Source organism: Parabacteroides sp. AM08-6 (assembly GCF_003473295.1).
In the GTDB taxonomy this organism is placed as follows: Bacteria; Bacteroidota; Bacteroidia; order Bacteroidales; family Tannerellaceae; genus Parabacteroides.
This window is the reverse complement of sequence record NZ_QRMP01000024.1, coordinates 1-14210: the sequence shown is the minus strand read 5'-3', so window position 1 is coordinate 14210 and position 14210 is coordinate 1. Positions and strand designations below refer to the sequence as shown.

Sequence of the window (14210 nt, the reverse complement as noted above, 5' to 3'; positions counted from 1 at the left end):
GGGGTAAAAATAAATGATAAGTAATATGAAATTGAAAAGCTTTATATCGATATTGACGGCTGGCGTTTTTCTTCTGTCAGCATGTACGGATGAGGATGTAATAGATCGTTCTATTCCGAATTCGGGTGTGAGTATTTCTTTGACTACTAAAGGGGTAGTTACGAAAGCTGCTGCGGATGGTTATGACTATGCTACTTCCGAAGAAATTCAGATAAATACTTGTGCTATCGCCTTCTTTGATGAACTTACCGGAGATAGGATGGGGTTTAAATATCAGTCTTTTAATCAAGCTACTGGTAATTTGGGTGATGGTCGAACTTATTATGAGGTTTCTGATATCTTGGTTAAAGGTGGAAGCTACAATATGTTGGTTTTGGCTAATTCTTCTTTGCCGGAAACTACATTGGAGGCGGCTACGACTTATGCTTCTTTTAAGGCTTTGAAGGAACAACTTGCCGACCAAGGTGCTGCTACTTTCCAAGCGAATAATCTGGTAAAGTTCGGAGAAAAGCCAGTGACGATTAATAAGGGGCAATCAAATAATATTGAGATTGAATTGACTCAACTTGCGGCCCGGGTTGATTTATCTTTTAAGGTGAATGTCCCGGCAGAAGAGATTAGTCCGGCTGAAACAGAATTAAAATATACGCTGAATGACTTATTGGAGATAGCTAAAAATCCAGAAACATATGTACCGGGTAGTAATATTCCAGGTGAATGTAAAATGCATACTCATAGTGATGGTAAATGGTTGTATGTCCCTAATAATGTCAAGACAACGACCATTACTAAGAAATCATGGCTTTTCACAATCGAAACGGTTTTAGTCTCGAATGTCGCATTGAAATCTGATGCTTTTATGTCGACAAGCGAAAAGGCCTTAAATACAAATGATGTAAAAGGATATCGTGTAAACGACTATCAAATCGAATTATCAGGTTCAACGGCTACAGTACCTTTTTATACATATGAGAAAACATATAGTCCACAAGAAAATCCATTGACTATAAGAGTAAATGGTACTTTGAAATATGGGGTCTTTAAAGAGAAGACAATTGAAACGTTTTCTGAGGAGTATCGTTGGGCAAGTAAGCAAGGAGGAAATGGTTGGGGACAAGATGGATATTTTGATAAGACAACAATCATTTCTTCGGAGACTAAAACGGTCCAAGAAATGGATAAAACGCTTGAAGAAGTTAAGAAGTCATATAAATTGGTATTTAATCCGACTAAATCCGAAACTTGTCGTACGGACGGCATTGTTCATGGAAATTTGTATGATGTAGTCGGAACGATTGATGTCAATACTCGTGAAGCTACATTTAATTGGGAATTGAAACCTTGGCAGGTAATTGTTCGTGAAGTATCTGTCGATATTGTCGACCCAGCTTTCTTGGTGGTAGCCCGTACGGAAATGACAATGCCGAATATTACCTCTATATCTACGACTTTCCAGTCTTCTTCACCGATAAAGATTAGTGATATTAAGGTAACAAATGGAACTTCTTATAAGAACCTTAATATAGATATAACGAATAGTAAGGGGAATAATGGTTCTATCAATATTTCCAGTGAGCTTCCGATTAATTTTGTTCCGAAGGAAATATCCTTCAAAGTTACGAATGAGGAAGGATTGAGTGAGGATGTGACGATTCATCAGTATCCGCCGTTATATATATCTAATTATGTATCCAAAACAACAGCAGATGGAGGTTCCGGACAAACTAATAGTAAGATGTATATCTTTAAAACATTGATTGCCGATTATTCATCTCTTCAGGATGTTAGTTTGCAATTAGATGAAACATGGTCAGAATCTGGTTGGGGAGGAAATGGTCATAATCATAAAGGGACTTTATCCGAACGTCAAGCTGCCGGAGCTGCGGCAAAGGCTGATTTTAAAAATGCGGTTTTAGGTTATCCTCAGAAAAAATTAGAGCACTTTGGTAAAGTAAGTTCAAAACAAAATACAAGGACGGAAACTACCTATACTCTAGATAGTTATGTTGATTGTACAGTTGCAGGCGCAGCTAATAATAATCTAATCTCTCCTCATTTTGTTCTTGCATCTCAGGTGGGGGTTAATAGTGGTAAAAATGAAACGACGGCAAAAGAGTTTTGTGCTGGTTATATAGAGAATGATAATTCCGGAAATATTGTTGATAATAAATTTGGAAGTTGGAGAGTTCCTACAAAATCTGAATTATTATTAATCGATATTCTTCAAAATACAGTAGAATGTGATGTGAAAAAAATATTAGAAGGGGAGGGTTACTGGAGTGCTATTTATAGTAGAATAGATTTTATGGACCCGCGTGTATCGGCAACAAATGCAGTTCGCTGTGTGAGAGATATTTATGAATAAGGTCTAATTATTAAAATATAAACAACGATGAAACGAATCATATATATATTTTCAGCAATACTATTGACCTTCTTCTCTTGTACGGATGAGGTTCTGGATTCAGATTCCGGAAAGGTAATAGTAGGTAATAAAGTTCAACTGAATTTTCGAGTAAACGATTTGCCTGATTTTAAGCCGGTGACACGTGCCGGGAGCGAAACGCAGGTCGAAACCATTTCATTGATGACTTTCGATGCGAGTGGTAATTTTCTGGGACGAGTAGAAGCAAAGGTGAATCAAATAAATGAAAATCCGGATTCGGGTACGGCATCCGGAACAGGTTCTGCATTGGTGCCGATAGAGACTTCTACCATTCATTTTATTGCTAATTATGATTGGAAAGATGATGCGTATGTGATACCGGAAGGAGAGACGGAAATATCTCTAATGTCTATACTTACTTCTGATAAAACTAATTTTTATGTGGCATGGGGATGTGTTAGAAATGTGAACTTATCTCAAACAATAGCAGTCGAAATGCTTCGCAATTATGCCAAAGTTACGGTCGAAGCTGCTGAGGGATGCGATTTTGTAGTAGGTGGTTTTGCTCTTTCTCATTATGCTACCAAGGGTACGGTTGTTGCGGAGGAAGGTTCTTTAAATGTCCCGGCTGATTGTACTTTTGAGAATCATAAAAAAGAAAATTGTAATACGGAACCCAAGTATATGTATGAATATGAAAATACATATGACAGGCAGACTTCTGTAATTGTTGAACGGAAAGGAAAGAACCAATTTTATAAAATACAATTATTGGATAAGGAGGGTACTCCATACCCGATTGAGCGAAACTATGTCTATCGGGTTATTATCAATAAAATAGAAGAAGGTGCAGAAGGGAGTCCTTCTTTTGAAGCCGCGTTAGAGGCTTCTCCTACGAATAATATTTATGTGGAAGTTATCAAAGAGGCTTCGACTGTTTCTGATAAAACAGGAAATAAATTAATCGTTGACCCGGTTTTCCATTTGTTTGTGAATAATGGGACACTTAAGTTTAATGCAAATTATTATCCGGCAGGAAGTAATAGCACTGATAATGGTCAGATATCTGTTAAATTGGTTCATAATGGTCATCAACAGAATCCTATATTGCCGGGAATAACAGATGAAACTACATTGACGGTTGGGAATGACGGAATTATAACGGCAAATGTTGAACTTCCGGCTAATCGCACAAATTTATCACTGGACTCTGCCATGTTGCGTGTGAATGCGGGGGTACTGACTCGTATCGTAACTGTTTTCATCAGTAAGCAATATGATTTTGATCCCCAACCGGTAAGTTATAAAGAGGATATGCTTGGACAAGAGGTGCCATTAACTTTCACAATTCCTTCGGATTTCCCGACTTCGTTGCTTCCTATTAAATGTTATATCAAGGCAGACGGTTTGAATCCTGCAAAAGTTGCCGGTCAGAAGGACATGCTGGTAGAAAATCGGAATGGGTCTATTTATTATGTTTATGAGGCTGAGACAACCGGTACGAAAACGTTGATATTTAAAACGATTCAGGATGTGATAGATACTTATCCGACCATCACAAATGAGTATTTTGCAGATGGAACATTTGCCATGAATATGGAAGGCAAGAGTGCCTTTACTAACATGTCTGCAGGTCCTGCTTTTTATGAAAACGGTTCAACCTTTACATTGAAATTTACGATGGAAAGCGATGCTCCTGTAACCATCTCAGGAAACGGCATTGTTACCATACAGAATTTCCCGGGTAAAGCTGGTATAAATGAAGTAACGGTAACAACTAATAAGCATGGTGCAATTGGTACTATTCAGTTGGCTGCTACAGGCTATCTTTCTGGTCGTATAGATTATACCAATAATTATATCTTGCAAAAAGATTATCAGATTACAAATGCGAATTTGAAGAGAAGCCGAATAGGAGGAACGTCTAATATAGATCAAAATGTTGCGATTACGGTAACTCCGGCAGATTATATTACAGGATTTATGCGACCGAGTAATGGTAAATATAGTATGACAATACGGGCAGGAGTGTCTGTAAATGAAGAATTGAATTTTGCTTGTCATATTACGGGCACAGTCTTGGGATTGGGAGATGGTGATTACGCCGATAGTAAAAAGATTTCAGAACTCATAACCGATTCAAGTATGACATTAGGAAAACAATAAGCCTATATTTTTTCGTTTGACTTACAATATAACCGAATCCTTAACAGGATATAGGGAGCTAAGGGCGCGGAGTTTTCTGCGCCCTTTGTGATAGTTAGAAGTAAGGTGCGAAGGATTTGTTTTGCATCCGCCCTGAACCATCAGAGATAGAAAAAGATACGGAAAAGTTTTGTATTTCACGGAAAAGCCGTACCTTTGCAAGCCGAATATTATCAAAAATGTACTAAGAGTTTAATTCTTAGCACGTTGTTACGTCAATAGTGTCCGTAGTAACAATGCACGCGAGGATTGATTCTTGTTTTTTAGAGTTATTAATTAATTAATTTTTTAAGCAAGTGGATACTTTAAGTTTTAAGACCATTTCTGCAAACAAAGCAACTGTAAACAAAGAGTGGGTCATTGTTGACGCCGAAGGACAGACTTTGGGACGCCTTTGTGCAAAGGTAGCGAAGCTTTTGCGCGGCAAGTACAAACCCAATTTTACTCCGCACGTTGATTGTGGTGATAACGTAATTATCATCAATGCAGACAAAATCGTTCTGACAGGTAACAAGTGGAACGATCGTATTTATCTGAGATATACCGGATATCCCGGTGGACAAATCGCATATACTCCGGCAGATTTGCTGGCTAAAGGCGAAGACCGTCTGTTCCGTAAAGTAGTAAAGGGTATGCTACCTAAAAACCGTCTGGGCGCTAAGTTATTGAATAACTTATATGTGTATGCAGGAACTGAGCATAAACACGCAGCTCAACAACCCAAGTCAATCGATATAAACTCACTTAAATAATAACTATGGAAGTAGTAAATGCAATAGGAAGACGTAAAGCAGCAGTTGCTCGCGTATTCGTTAGCGAAGGAACGGGAAAGATAACTATCAACAAACGTGATCTTGCAAATTACTTTCCTTCTACAATCCTTCAGTTTATTGTTAAGCAACCGCTCGCTAAGCTGAACGTTGCAGAACAATATGACATTAAAATCAACCTCGATGGTGGTGGTTTCAAAGGTCAGTCTGAAGCAGCTCGTCTGGCAATCGCACGTGCATTGGTGAAAATCAATCCGGAAGATAAGTCGGCTCTGAGAGCAGAAGGTTTCGTAACTCGCGACCCGCGTGCCGTTGAACGTAAAAAACCGGGACGTCCCAAGGCTCGTAAGAGATTCCAGTTCAGCAAACGTTAATGTTATTTGTGAGTTTCTTACAACGACAAAGCGTTTAGTATCTAAATTGTCGGGATTCTTTTTACATGCGGACATGCGGGAAGACTACCTGATGATTGAGTTAAACAAAAGAATGTAAACGATTTAAAAAGAAAAAAATGTCAAGAGTTAATTTTGATCAGTTATTAGAAGCTGGTGTACACTTCGGACACTTAAAAAGAAAGTGGAACCCCGCTATGGCTCCGTATATCTTCATGGAGCGCAATGGTATTCATATCATTGATTTATATAAAACAGTTGCAAAAGTAGACGAAGCAGCAGAAGTAATGAAAAACCTGGCTAAACAGGGCAAAAAAGTGCTTTTTGTTGCGACTAAAAAACAAGCAAAACAAGTTGTCGCCGATAAGGCTTCCGCAGTAGGTATGCCTTACGTTATCGAACGCTGGCCGGGTGGTATGTTGACTAACTTCCCGACTATCCGTAAAGCCATCAAAAAGATGACTACTATCGATAAGATGACTAAAGATGGTACATTTGATAATCTTTCCAAAAGAGAAAAACTTCAGATTACTCGCCAACGTGCCAAATTGGAAAAGACTTTAGGTTCTATCGTGGACCTGACTCGTCTGCCGTCCGCTTTGTTCGTTGTTGACGTAATGAAAGAACATATCGCAGTTCGCGAAGCTAACCGTCTGGGTATACCGGTATTCGGTATGGTTGATACGAACTCGGACCCGAACAATATCGACTACGTTATTCCGGCTAATGATGATGCTACAAAATCCGTAGAAGTTATCTTGGGCGCTATCTGCGAAGCTATGAACGAAGGTTTGCAGGAACGCAAAGCTGAAAAGGTGGACACAGAGGCTGCCGGCGAAGGCGAAGCTCCTAAAAGAGAACGCAAAGCAAAAGCTGCTGTGAAGAAAGAACGTACGAAGAAAGAAGACGACGAAGCGTTGAACGCAAAAGTTATCGACAAGTTCGCTAAAGATATAGAAGAATAATTCATTCTTTAATATTGCGGTGTGTCTACTGTGTGGTTAACTTTAGGTTATGCTGCTGGTTGGCACACCGTTTTTTAAGTAGTTAGTAGTTAGTAGTGGGTAGTTAGTAGATGGCTACTGTTTAGGCTACGAGAAATGACTGAATTTTCTACTAACTACTAACTACCAACTACTAACTACAAATAAAAAAATAAAGATTATGGCAGTTACAATGGCTGATATTTCTCACTTGCGCAAAATGAGCGGTGCAGGAATGATGGATTGCAAAAAAGCTTTGGAAGAAGCTAATGGTGATTTCGACAAAGCAATGGAAATCATCCGTAAAAAAGGACAGGCTGTTGCCGCAAAACGTTCGGATCGTGAAGCTTCCGAAGGTTGTGTATTGGCAGCCGATAAGGGTGAATTTGCCGCAGTTGTCGCTTTGAAATGCGAAACTGACTTTGTTGCTAAAAATGGTGAATTTATTGCGCTGACTCAGGATATTCTGAATGTGGCTATGGATAAGAAACCGGCTACTAAAGAAGATTTACTGGCTGCTCCGTTGGCTGATGGACGTTCTATTCAGGAACATATCACTGACCGTATCGGGGTAACCGGTGAAAAAATGGAATTGGGTGCTTACGAGTTTGTGAATGGTGCTTCCACCATCTCTTATATCCACCCGGGTAACAAGTTGGCTACGGTTGTTGCTTTCAACCAGGCTGATATCGAACACCAGATGGCTCGCGACGTTGCTATGCAGGTTGCCGCTATGAACCCTGTTTCTGTGCGTCCGGAAGAAGTTCCGCAGAATATTATCGACCAGGAATTGAATATCGCGAAGGATAAAGCTCGTGAAGCCGGCAAACCTGAAAATTTGTTGGACCGTATCGCTCAGGGTGCTATCCAGAAATATTACAAAGAAAATACATTGTTGCAGCAGGAATTTGTAAAAGATGCAAAACTTACTATCGATCAGTATTTGCATACTGCAAACAAAGAACTGACTGTAGTTTCTTTCAAACGTATTACTTTGAATGTTGACTAATAATAAAGTCGAGTTTATATTTGCAAGGCTGTCGGAATTATCCGGCGGCCTTTTTTATTCTCTTGTTTTGAAGAGTGTCATTTATCCCTGAAATCCTTCGCATATTCCGTACCATCCTCCACAAAAAAATAAATAATCGATTCTCAGCGAAATAAAAAGAGAGGATATTCATTCGAATACCCTCTCTATCTGATACTTATGACTTGTTTTTATTTTAATTCAGCCAATGCCTTTTTGATACGTTTGATAGCTTCCTGCAGATTTTCATCGGAAGTAGCATAAGAAAAACGTAAACATTCGGGAGCACCGAAAGCTGCACCACCTACGGTTGCCACGTGACCAACCTCCAGCAGATACATGGCTAAATCGGCAGCATTCGTGATTTTACGGTCGCCTGCGCTTTTTCCATAATATGAACTTACTTCAGGAAATACGTAGAAAGCTCCTTGGGGAACATTCATTTTTATTCCGGGAATATCTTTGCATAGGTCGATAACCAAATCGCGACGACGGAGGAACGCTTTGCGCATTTTTTCTACGCAAGTCTGGTCCCCGGAAAAAGCTGCTACCGCCGCTTTTTGTGCAATAGAGCTTGCGCCTGATGTATATTGTCCTTGCAATTTGTTGCAAGCCTTGGCAATCCAAAGCGGAGCGGCAATAAAACCGATGCGCCAGCCCGTCATTGCATAGGCTTTTGATACACCGTTGATAACAACTACACGGTCTTTGATTTCCGGGAATTGCGCGATACTCTGATGGGCTCCGATATAATTGATATGTTCATATATTTCATCGGCCAGCACGATAATATTTTCATGTTTTGCCAATACTTCAGCCAGACCTTTCAACTCCTCACGGCTATAAACGCTTCCGGTCGGATTGGACGGCGAGCAAAGGATTAAAGCCTTTGTTTTCGGAGTGATGGCAGCTTCCAACTGTGCCGGTGTAATCTTGAAATCCTGGTCAATACCTGCGGAAATCACGACGTTCGTACCTTCAGCCAATTTTACCATTTCAACATAACTAACCCAGTAAGGAGCCGGAACGATTACCTCGTCACCCGGGCCGATTATACTAAGCAAAGCATTGCAAACAGATTGTTTTGCACCGTTCGAAACGATGATTTGATCTGTTGTATAGTCCAGGCCGTTTTCGTTTTTCAGCTTGGCTACAATAGCCTTGCGGAGGTCCATATAACCGGGTACCGGCGAATAGAACGAAAAGTTATCGTCAATCGCTTTTTTGGCAGCTTCCTTAATGTGGTCGGGGGTATAAAAGTCCGGTTCTCCCACACTTAGGTTGATAACGTCAATACCTTGAGCTTTAAGCTCATTGCTCTTTTGAGACATCGCCAGGGTTTCTGATGGCGACAGACTTGCTAAACGATCTGAAACTTGTGTCATGACACTGCTTTTTGTATAGGTTGTTTTATATAGTTGCAACAAAAGTAGTTATTAATCATCATTTTTGCAACAATTTGCTAATTATTTGATGTTGTGTAACACATGTCCCATCCGCTCCTTTTTCGTTTTCATATAAAACTCGTTATACTTGTTTGGAGTGATTTCTATGGGAACATTTTCTACTACTGTTAATCCGTATGCCTCCAGCCCTACGCGTTTGACCGGATTGTTACTCATCAGGCGCATTTTTGTTACGCCCAAATGACGGAGTATTTGTGCTCCTACGCCATAATCGCGTTCGTCAGCTTGGTGGCCGAGATGCAGGTTGGCATCGACGGTATCCAGTCCGTCTTCCTGGAGTTTATAGGCTTTCATTTTTTCCATCAGTCCGATTCCGCGTCCTTCCTGGTTCAGGTAAACAATTACCCCTTTTCCCTCTTCTTCAATCCGTTTCATGGCTGCGTGGAGCTGTTCGCCGCATTCGCACCGCATCGAACCGAAAATGTCGCCTGTGGCACAAGAGGAATGAACGCGGACCAAGATAGGCTCGTCTTTCTCGAATTTGCCTTTTATCAGCGCGATATGTTCCAATCCGTTACTTTTCTGGCGGAAAGGGATTAAGCGGAAATGACCATATTGGGTCGGCATGTCCACTTCCACACCGTTTTCAACGATTGATTCCGTTCTCAACCGATAGGCAATCAGGTCTTTAATGCAAATAATCTTGATATCGAATTTTTTTGCGACTTCCATTAACTCCGGCAGACGTGCCATTGTCCCGTCCTCATTGATGATTTCAATCAATGCTCCGGCAGGATAAAGTCCGGACAGGCGCGCCAAGTCTACAGCGGCTTCCGTATGTCCGGCACGTCGAAGTACACCACGCGAGCGGGCACGAAGCGGATTGATATGTCCGGGACGTCCCAAATCGGACGGCTTTGTTTTCGGGTCGGCAAGCGCCAGGATTGTTTCTGCGCGGTCGAACATGGAAACACCTGTTGTACAGCCGCCTCCCAGTTTATCGACCGTCACCGTGAACGGAGTTCCCAGCAAAGAAGTATTGTCCATTACCTGCATTTCCAGTTCCAGTTCCTGGCAACGTTCTTCGGTAATAGGCGCGCACAATACGCCACGGCCGTTTTTCAGCATGAAATTTACTTTTTCGGGGGTTATCTTTTCGGCTGCTATAATAAAATCACCTTCATTTTCGCGATCCTCGTCGTCTACGACAATTAGAAATTTTCCTTCGCGAAAATCTTCGATAGCTTCCTCGATGGTGTTTAATTTAACTTCGCTCATAATCTTCAATTTTCATTTCTCATTATTCAATTATCTCAATCAATTCTTCGCTCGTCTTTTCTATCGTTTTGATATCATGGCGTAAAAGTTTGCGTTGATAAGTGGCCAATAAATATATCGGTAACCCTACAGGCAGGAAAATACCGATTATTAGGCCCATTTTCCCGTTAATTTTAGTGTTCAGCTTATTGTAACCACTGATTATCGGATAGTCCATTAATTTGTTCAACACCAGATTTTGATCTGAATTGGACAAATTTTCAATAATATCGTTCATTTCACGAGCCAGCTTTTGGGCGGTATGGTCGTGTCCTCCCTCTTTCCAGAAAGAAATATAATTGAGCCATCGTTTATGGTCGGCCAGGTAGTTCTTGCAGTCTTTGGACAATTGTTCCAAACGGGGCACGATTGCTTGATAGTCAGGACTATAAATGATAACATCTTTTGCTTCCACTTTGCGTCCGGCGCGTTTGCCGATTAGGTTCTTCAATGCGTTCAGGTAAGTGTCGGCATTCAGGATAACCGAGTCGTTTACCGCTTTGTAAGTCAGAAAAATACCTAACGGAGTAAGAACCGCCGAACTCAACCACATTCCTTGCCAAGCTTCCCAAACGCCATCCCTTGCCATTTTAAATCCGATGTTATTGACGACATAATAGAAAATGAAGAGGATGACGGAAAGGACAACCGGTGTCCCCAACCCTCCCTTTCGGATAATAGCTCCGAGTGGTGCGCCGATAAAAAAGAACACCAGGCAGGCAAATGATACTGTAAACTTGGTATGCCATTCCGTTAAATGCCGGCGTGCCTTGTAAGCTTCGTCGCTAAATGTCGCCGCTCTAAAGAAATAGTCGCCCCTGGTATTTTCCATGCTCGATTTTGCCCGTGTCAGCAATGTCGCTTTATTGGCCGGATCTTTCGCTTGGTACAAGCTATCGAAATTCATCACGATAACCGGTTCCTCTTTTTCTTTTGTTTCCGGTTTTTGCTCTATTGCATCCGCAGTCATGGCCTTGCTTTTCTCCTCCTTTGCCACCTGCGGTTGTTGGGGTTTGGCAAGTGTTTTTTTGTACGACGTTTCGTATACGTTTTGGGCATTTACGCTTCGTATGCTGTCCAGACGTACCGTCATGGAGTCAAGGGAAGTCTGAAGGTCTTTTAGGTTTTTGCCGATATATTGATTTTGCAGAAGCGATTCGTCCGTGCGTGAAAAGTTTGAGTCGAATTCAATCATGATGTCCCGGGTTGTAAACGATTCCCGGCGATGGGGGGGAGCTGTATTCTTATTCCCGGAGTTGGATGACATACCCTTCTGATTGGCAAACGTTTCTCCGTTGTAAAGGGTAAGGAACAGTAATAATTTATCGGCCGACATTTTCAACCGTCCGGAATCTGCCACAATCACGCTGGCATTCTTGAAACCGTCGGAATTGTCGTAAATCATCAAATCTCTGAGTAGCCCCGTTTTGGTATCTTTATGCTTTACATATATATTATATCCTTCGATGTCCTTATAGAATACCCCTTCCGGAATATCCAACTCCGGTGATTTTTGACGCATGGAAATCAGGAGTGACTGGAGTTTCACTTGTACAATGGGCATTGCATCGTTTTGGAAAAAGAATGCTCCTACGCATATGATGCTTACCGTAATAATAAGAGGTCGCATGATATGTATCAACGAGACGCCCGCCGATTTCATCGCCAGCAATTCCAACCGTTCTCCCAGATTTCCAAAAGTCATTAATGAAGCCAGCAGGATTGCTAACGGGAGTGCCATCGGCAACAGATACAAGCCTGCATAGAAAAACATTTCACCCAGAACGGCCATCCCCAATCCCTTTCCAACCATGTCGTCTACGTACCTCCACAAGAATTGCATCAGCACGATAAACAGACAGATGCCGAAGGTCATAAAAAACAGCGGCAGAAAAGTCTGCAGCATAAATGTATATAATCGTTTTATTTTAAACATTACTATCGATTGACGGGGCAAAAGTAGTGTAAAAAAACGATAGAAACCGTATAGAAATCTCTAAAACTACCTAAATGCCGAGTGTACGTTTTAGTTCTTCTATTTGCGTATCCCATAAATCGATAGAATCCACCTTTTCTCCGGGTTCCGCGAAGTCTGTTATTTCGAGGCTTGTACCTCCGGTTAGTTCGATAGTATGGAGCATAAACTCAAAGTAGGTGTTACTGTCTTCTTCCTCGACCCAGCGGTAACGCACGCTGATTTCCGGTTTTATGGATACAACTTCAGCCTCTTGTTCGTCTTTGTCCCACTTAAATGTGTATGTGTTATCCTTGATGATAACATCATCTGCAAACCATGCAGATAGTCCGGGGGGTGTAGTGAGGTGATTCCATAAGCTTCGTCGTGAAACTTTATCGAAAACGTATTCGATATGAAATTTCTCTTTTTTCATCTTTCATTGTGTTTATTGCGCAGCAAGTTACGTAAAGAATCGATATTTGCCAAATTCTATCTGCAAAAAAAGTATTCTCCGGCTTAAGACTTTTGCCGCGCTCCCTGAAAAATAACGAACTTTTTTTACGAAAGTATTGCATAGTATGAAAATAAACTCTACTTTTGCACCGTCAATAAACAAAATGACAACATGATGGCGAGATAGCTCAGCTGGTTAGAGCGCATGATTCATAATCATGAGGTCCCCGGTTCAATCCCGGGTCTCGCTACAAAAAAAGACTTGCAGAATTCTGCAAGTCTTTTTTTGTATCTACACGCAATCTTCTTATTTGATTTTTCCAATTGAACACGTATCATTGTAGAAAACAATGCAAATAAGGAATTGTATATGGAACGAACTTATATTAATGAATTTCACAAGCAATGGATAGAAACAACCCTGCAATCAATCGAATCTTGGAAGAAGCAGCCAATCTCGTTGGAAGAGAAAAAGAGGCAGCAGGAAATGTTGAACCAACAGAGGGCTATAAGGGAAGGCAGATTTTATAGACAGGCTTGAGCCGTTGAATATAGAAGCACGTTATCCGTCTTACAAAGACCGATTAATGAAAAGTCTTACAAAAGATTATTGTGAAAAGTTATTAGATGACACCCGAAATTTGCAGTTATGGATAAAGAACAAGCTATAGTACTTGCGAAGAAATATAAAGAAATGGTTGCCTCATCGCTTCCGTTAAAGGCTTTGTATCTTTATGGTTCTTATAGCAAGGGGAATTATAGAGAAGATAGTGATATTGACATTGCGGTTGTGGTGGAACATCTTAATGAAAACTATTTTGAAGATACTCCTATATTATGGAAACTTAGACGTAAGGTAAGTAACTTGATAGAGCCTGTTTTACTTACGGAGGATACAAATAATCCCCTTTATCTTGATATAACCAAAACCGGAATTCTTATATAAGTATTACCATCCTTTCGTTCAACGTTCGATGAACGGAAAAAATGCGAACGTTGAACGGAAAAACAGCGAACGTATTTTTTTCGTTTCACGTTCGTTGAACGCAAGAGGGGTAGTACGCTTTTTACGGTGGTGATAAAACAATATGCCCATTATCTGCTTTCTATATTACAAATCGAACTTCTTATTTCTTGAATAGGAAATTGCTTTGTGTGGTTGTATTCGTATCATAATTGATGGGTGTTCGTGTCAAATGATTGTATTGCTATCATTAAAGTATGCGTATCTCTCAATTATTATTTTCTATCACTTTTGCTTTTTCTTCAATGATTTTTTAACAAATGTATTACTATCATAATAGGTGGTATTGC

Annotated in this window: 13 protein-coding genes and 1 tRNA gene; 10 read left to right on the top strand and 4 right to left on the bottom strand. The window is 40.6% G+C overall.

The genetic code is table 11. From position 1 onward, the window contains the following. Window positions 1-25: 25 nt before the first annotated feature. The 6 genes from DW103_RS13385 to tsf all read left to right on the top strand — a co-directional run bounded on the left by DW103_RS13385 (window position 26) and on the right by tsf (window position 7745). Window positions 26-2365: a fimbrial protein gene (locus DW103_RS13385; protein ID WP_147381216.1), complete on the top strand. Its 2340-nt coding sequence runs from the start codon at window positions 26-28 to the stop codon at window positions 2363-2365. Window positions 2366-2392: 27 nt separating this feature from the next. Continuing rightward, window positions 2393-4552: a hypothetical protein gene (locus DW103_RS13380; protein WP_122276969.1), complete on the top strand. Its 2160-nt coding sequence runs from the start codon at window positions 2393-2395 to the stop codon at window positions 4550-4552. Window positions 4553-4887: 335 nt separating this feature from the next. Then, window positions 4888-5343 carry a 50S ribosomal protein L13 gene (rplM, locus tag DW103_RS13375; protein WP_122276967.1) on the top strand — a complete coding sequence of 152 codons (456 nt, stop codon included), beginning with the start codon at window positions 4888-4890 and terminating at the stop codon, window positions 5341-5343. A gap of 5 nt (window positions 5344-5348) precedes the next feature. Then, window positions 5349-5735 (top strand): 30S ribosomal protein S9, encoded by a 387-nt coding sequence (gene rpsI / locus DW103_RS13370; protein WP_005637642.1) that lies wholly within the window; start codon window positions 5349-5351, stop codon window positions 5733-5735. 137 nt (window positions 5736-5872) lie between these two features. Continuing rightward, complete coding sequence (rpsB, locus tag DW103_RS13365; protein ID WP_122276965.1) at window positions 5873-6718, top strand: 30S ribosomal protein S2; 846 nt, start codon at window positions 5873-5875, stop codon at window positions 6716-6718. Window positions 6719-6917: 199 nt separating this feature from the next. Further along, window positions 6918-7745 (top strand): translation elongation factor Ts, encoded by an 828-nt coding sequence (tsf, locus tag DW103_RS13360; RefSeq protein WP_122276963.1) that lies wholly within the window; start codon window positions 6918-6920, stop codon window positions 7743-7745. Between the two features lie 209 nt (window positions 7746-7954). Here tsf and DW103_RS13355 read toward each other — a convergent pair whose 3' ends face one another. From DW103_RS13355 to DW103_RS13340, 4 genes are all read right to left on the bottom strand, one after another. Beyond that, entirely contained in the window at window positions 7955-9148 is a 1194-nt protein-coding gene (locus DW103_RS13355) for a pyridoxal phosphate-dependent aminotransferase (RefSeq protein WP_122276961.1), read from the bottom strand. A gap of 81 nt (window positions 9149-9229) precedes the next feature. Continuing rightward, window positions 9230-10447, bottom strand: coding sequence for a bifunctional 3,4-dihydroxy-2-butanone-4-phosphate synthase/GTP cyclohydrolase II (locus DW103_RS13350; RefSeq protein WP_122276959.1), 1218 nt, complete (start codon window positions 10445-10447; stop codon window positions 9230-9232). 22 nt (window positions 10448-10469) lie between these two features. Continuing rightward, window positions 10470-12392, bottom strand: coding sequence for an LptF/LptG family permease (locus tag DW103_RS13345; protein ID WP_122277022.1), 1923 nt, complete (start codon window positions 12390-12392; stop codon window positions 10470-10472). Window positions 12393-12492: 100 nt separating this feature from the next. After that, entirely contained in the window at window positions 12493-12876 is a 384-nt protein-coding gene (locus DW103_RS13340; RefSeq protein ID WP_122276957.1) for an START-like domain-containing protein, read from the bottom strand. A 197-nt stretch (window positions 12877-13073) separates the two neighbouring features. On the opposite strand from DW103_RS13340, the gene DW103_RS13335 reads away from it, so the two are divergent. The 4 genes from DW103_RS13335 (at window position 13074) to DW103_RS13325 (ending at window position 13842) form a co-directional block, all read left to right on the top strand. Next, window positions 13074-13147 (top strand) — tRNA-Met (locus DW103_RS13335). Between the two features lie 119 nt (window positions 13148-13266). Continuing rightward, window positions 13267-13437 carry a hypothetical protein gene (locus DW103_RS18275; RefSeq protein WP_199653025.1) on the top strand — a complete coding sequence of 57 codons (171 nt, stop codon included), beginning with the start codon at window positions 13267-13269 and terminating at the stop codon, window positions 13435-13437. A 4-nt stretch (window positions 13438-13441) separates the two neighbouring features. Then, window positions 13442-13567 carry a hypothetical protein gene (locus DW103_RS13330; protein ID WP_233545688.1) on the top strand — a complete coding sequence of 42 codons (126 nt, stop codon included), beginning with the start codon at window positions 13442-13444 and terminating at the stop codon, window positions 13565-13567. Continuing rightward, window positions 13546-13842 (top strand): nucleotidyltransferase domain-containing protein, encoded by a 297-nt coding sequence (locus DW103_RS13325; protein WP_122276953.1) that lies wholly within the window; start codon window positions 13546-13548, stop codon window positions 13840-13842. Before DW103_RS13330 ends, DW103_RS13325 begins: the two co-directional genes overlap by 22 nt. Window positions 13843-14210 lie beyond the last annotated feature (368 nt).

What these genes read in the sequence shown, in the direction of transcription:
- rpsB (WP_122276965.1), top strand. Translation starts at nt 5,873, where the DNA reads ATGTCAAGAGTTAATTTTGATCAGTTATTAGAAGCTGGTGTACACTTC.
- rpsI (WP_005637642.1), top strand. Translation starts at nt 5,349, where the DNA reads ATGGAAGTAGTAAATGCAATAGGAAGACGTAAAGCAGCAGTTGCTCGC.
- DW103_RS13340 (WP_122276957.1), bottom strand. Translation starts at nt 12,876, where the DNA reads ATGAAAAAAGAGAAATTTCATATCGAATACGTTTTCGATAAAGTTTCA.
- tsf (WP_122276963.1), top strand. Translation starts at nt 6,918, where the DNA reads ATGGCAGTTACAATGGCTGATATTTCTCACTTGCGCAAAATGAGCGGT.
- DW103_RS13385 (WP_147381216.1), top strand. Translation starts at nt 26, where the DNA reads ATGAAATTGAAAAGCTTTATATCGATATTGACGGCTGGCGTTTTTCTT.
- DW103_RS13350 (WP_122276959.1), bottom strand. Translation starts at nt 10,447, where the DNA reads ATGAGCGAAGTTAAATTAAACACCATCGAGGAAGCTATCGAAGATTTT.
- DW103_RS13355 (WP_122276961.1), bottom strand. Translation starts at nt 9,148, where the DNA reads ATGACACAAGTTTCAGATCGTTTAGCAAGTCTGTCGCCATCAGAAACC.
- DW103_RS18275 (WP_199653025.1), top strand. Translation starts at nt 13,267, where the DNA reads ATGGAACGAACTTATATTAATGAATTTCACAAGCAATGGATAGAAACA.
- DW103_RS13380 (WP_122276969.1), top strand. Translation starts at nt 2,393, where the DNA reads ATGAAACGAATCATATATATATTTTCAGCAATACTATTGACCTTCTTC.
- DW103_RS13345 (WP_122277022.1), bottom strand. Translation starts at nt 12,392, where the DNA reads ATGCTGCAGACTTTTCTGCCGCTGTTTTTTATGACCTTCGGCATCTGT.
- DW103_RS13325 (WP_122276953.1), top strand. Translation starts at nt 13,546, where the DNA reads ATGGATAAAGAACAAGCTATAGTACTTGCGAAGAAATATAAAGAAATG.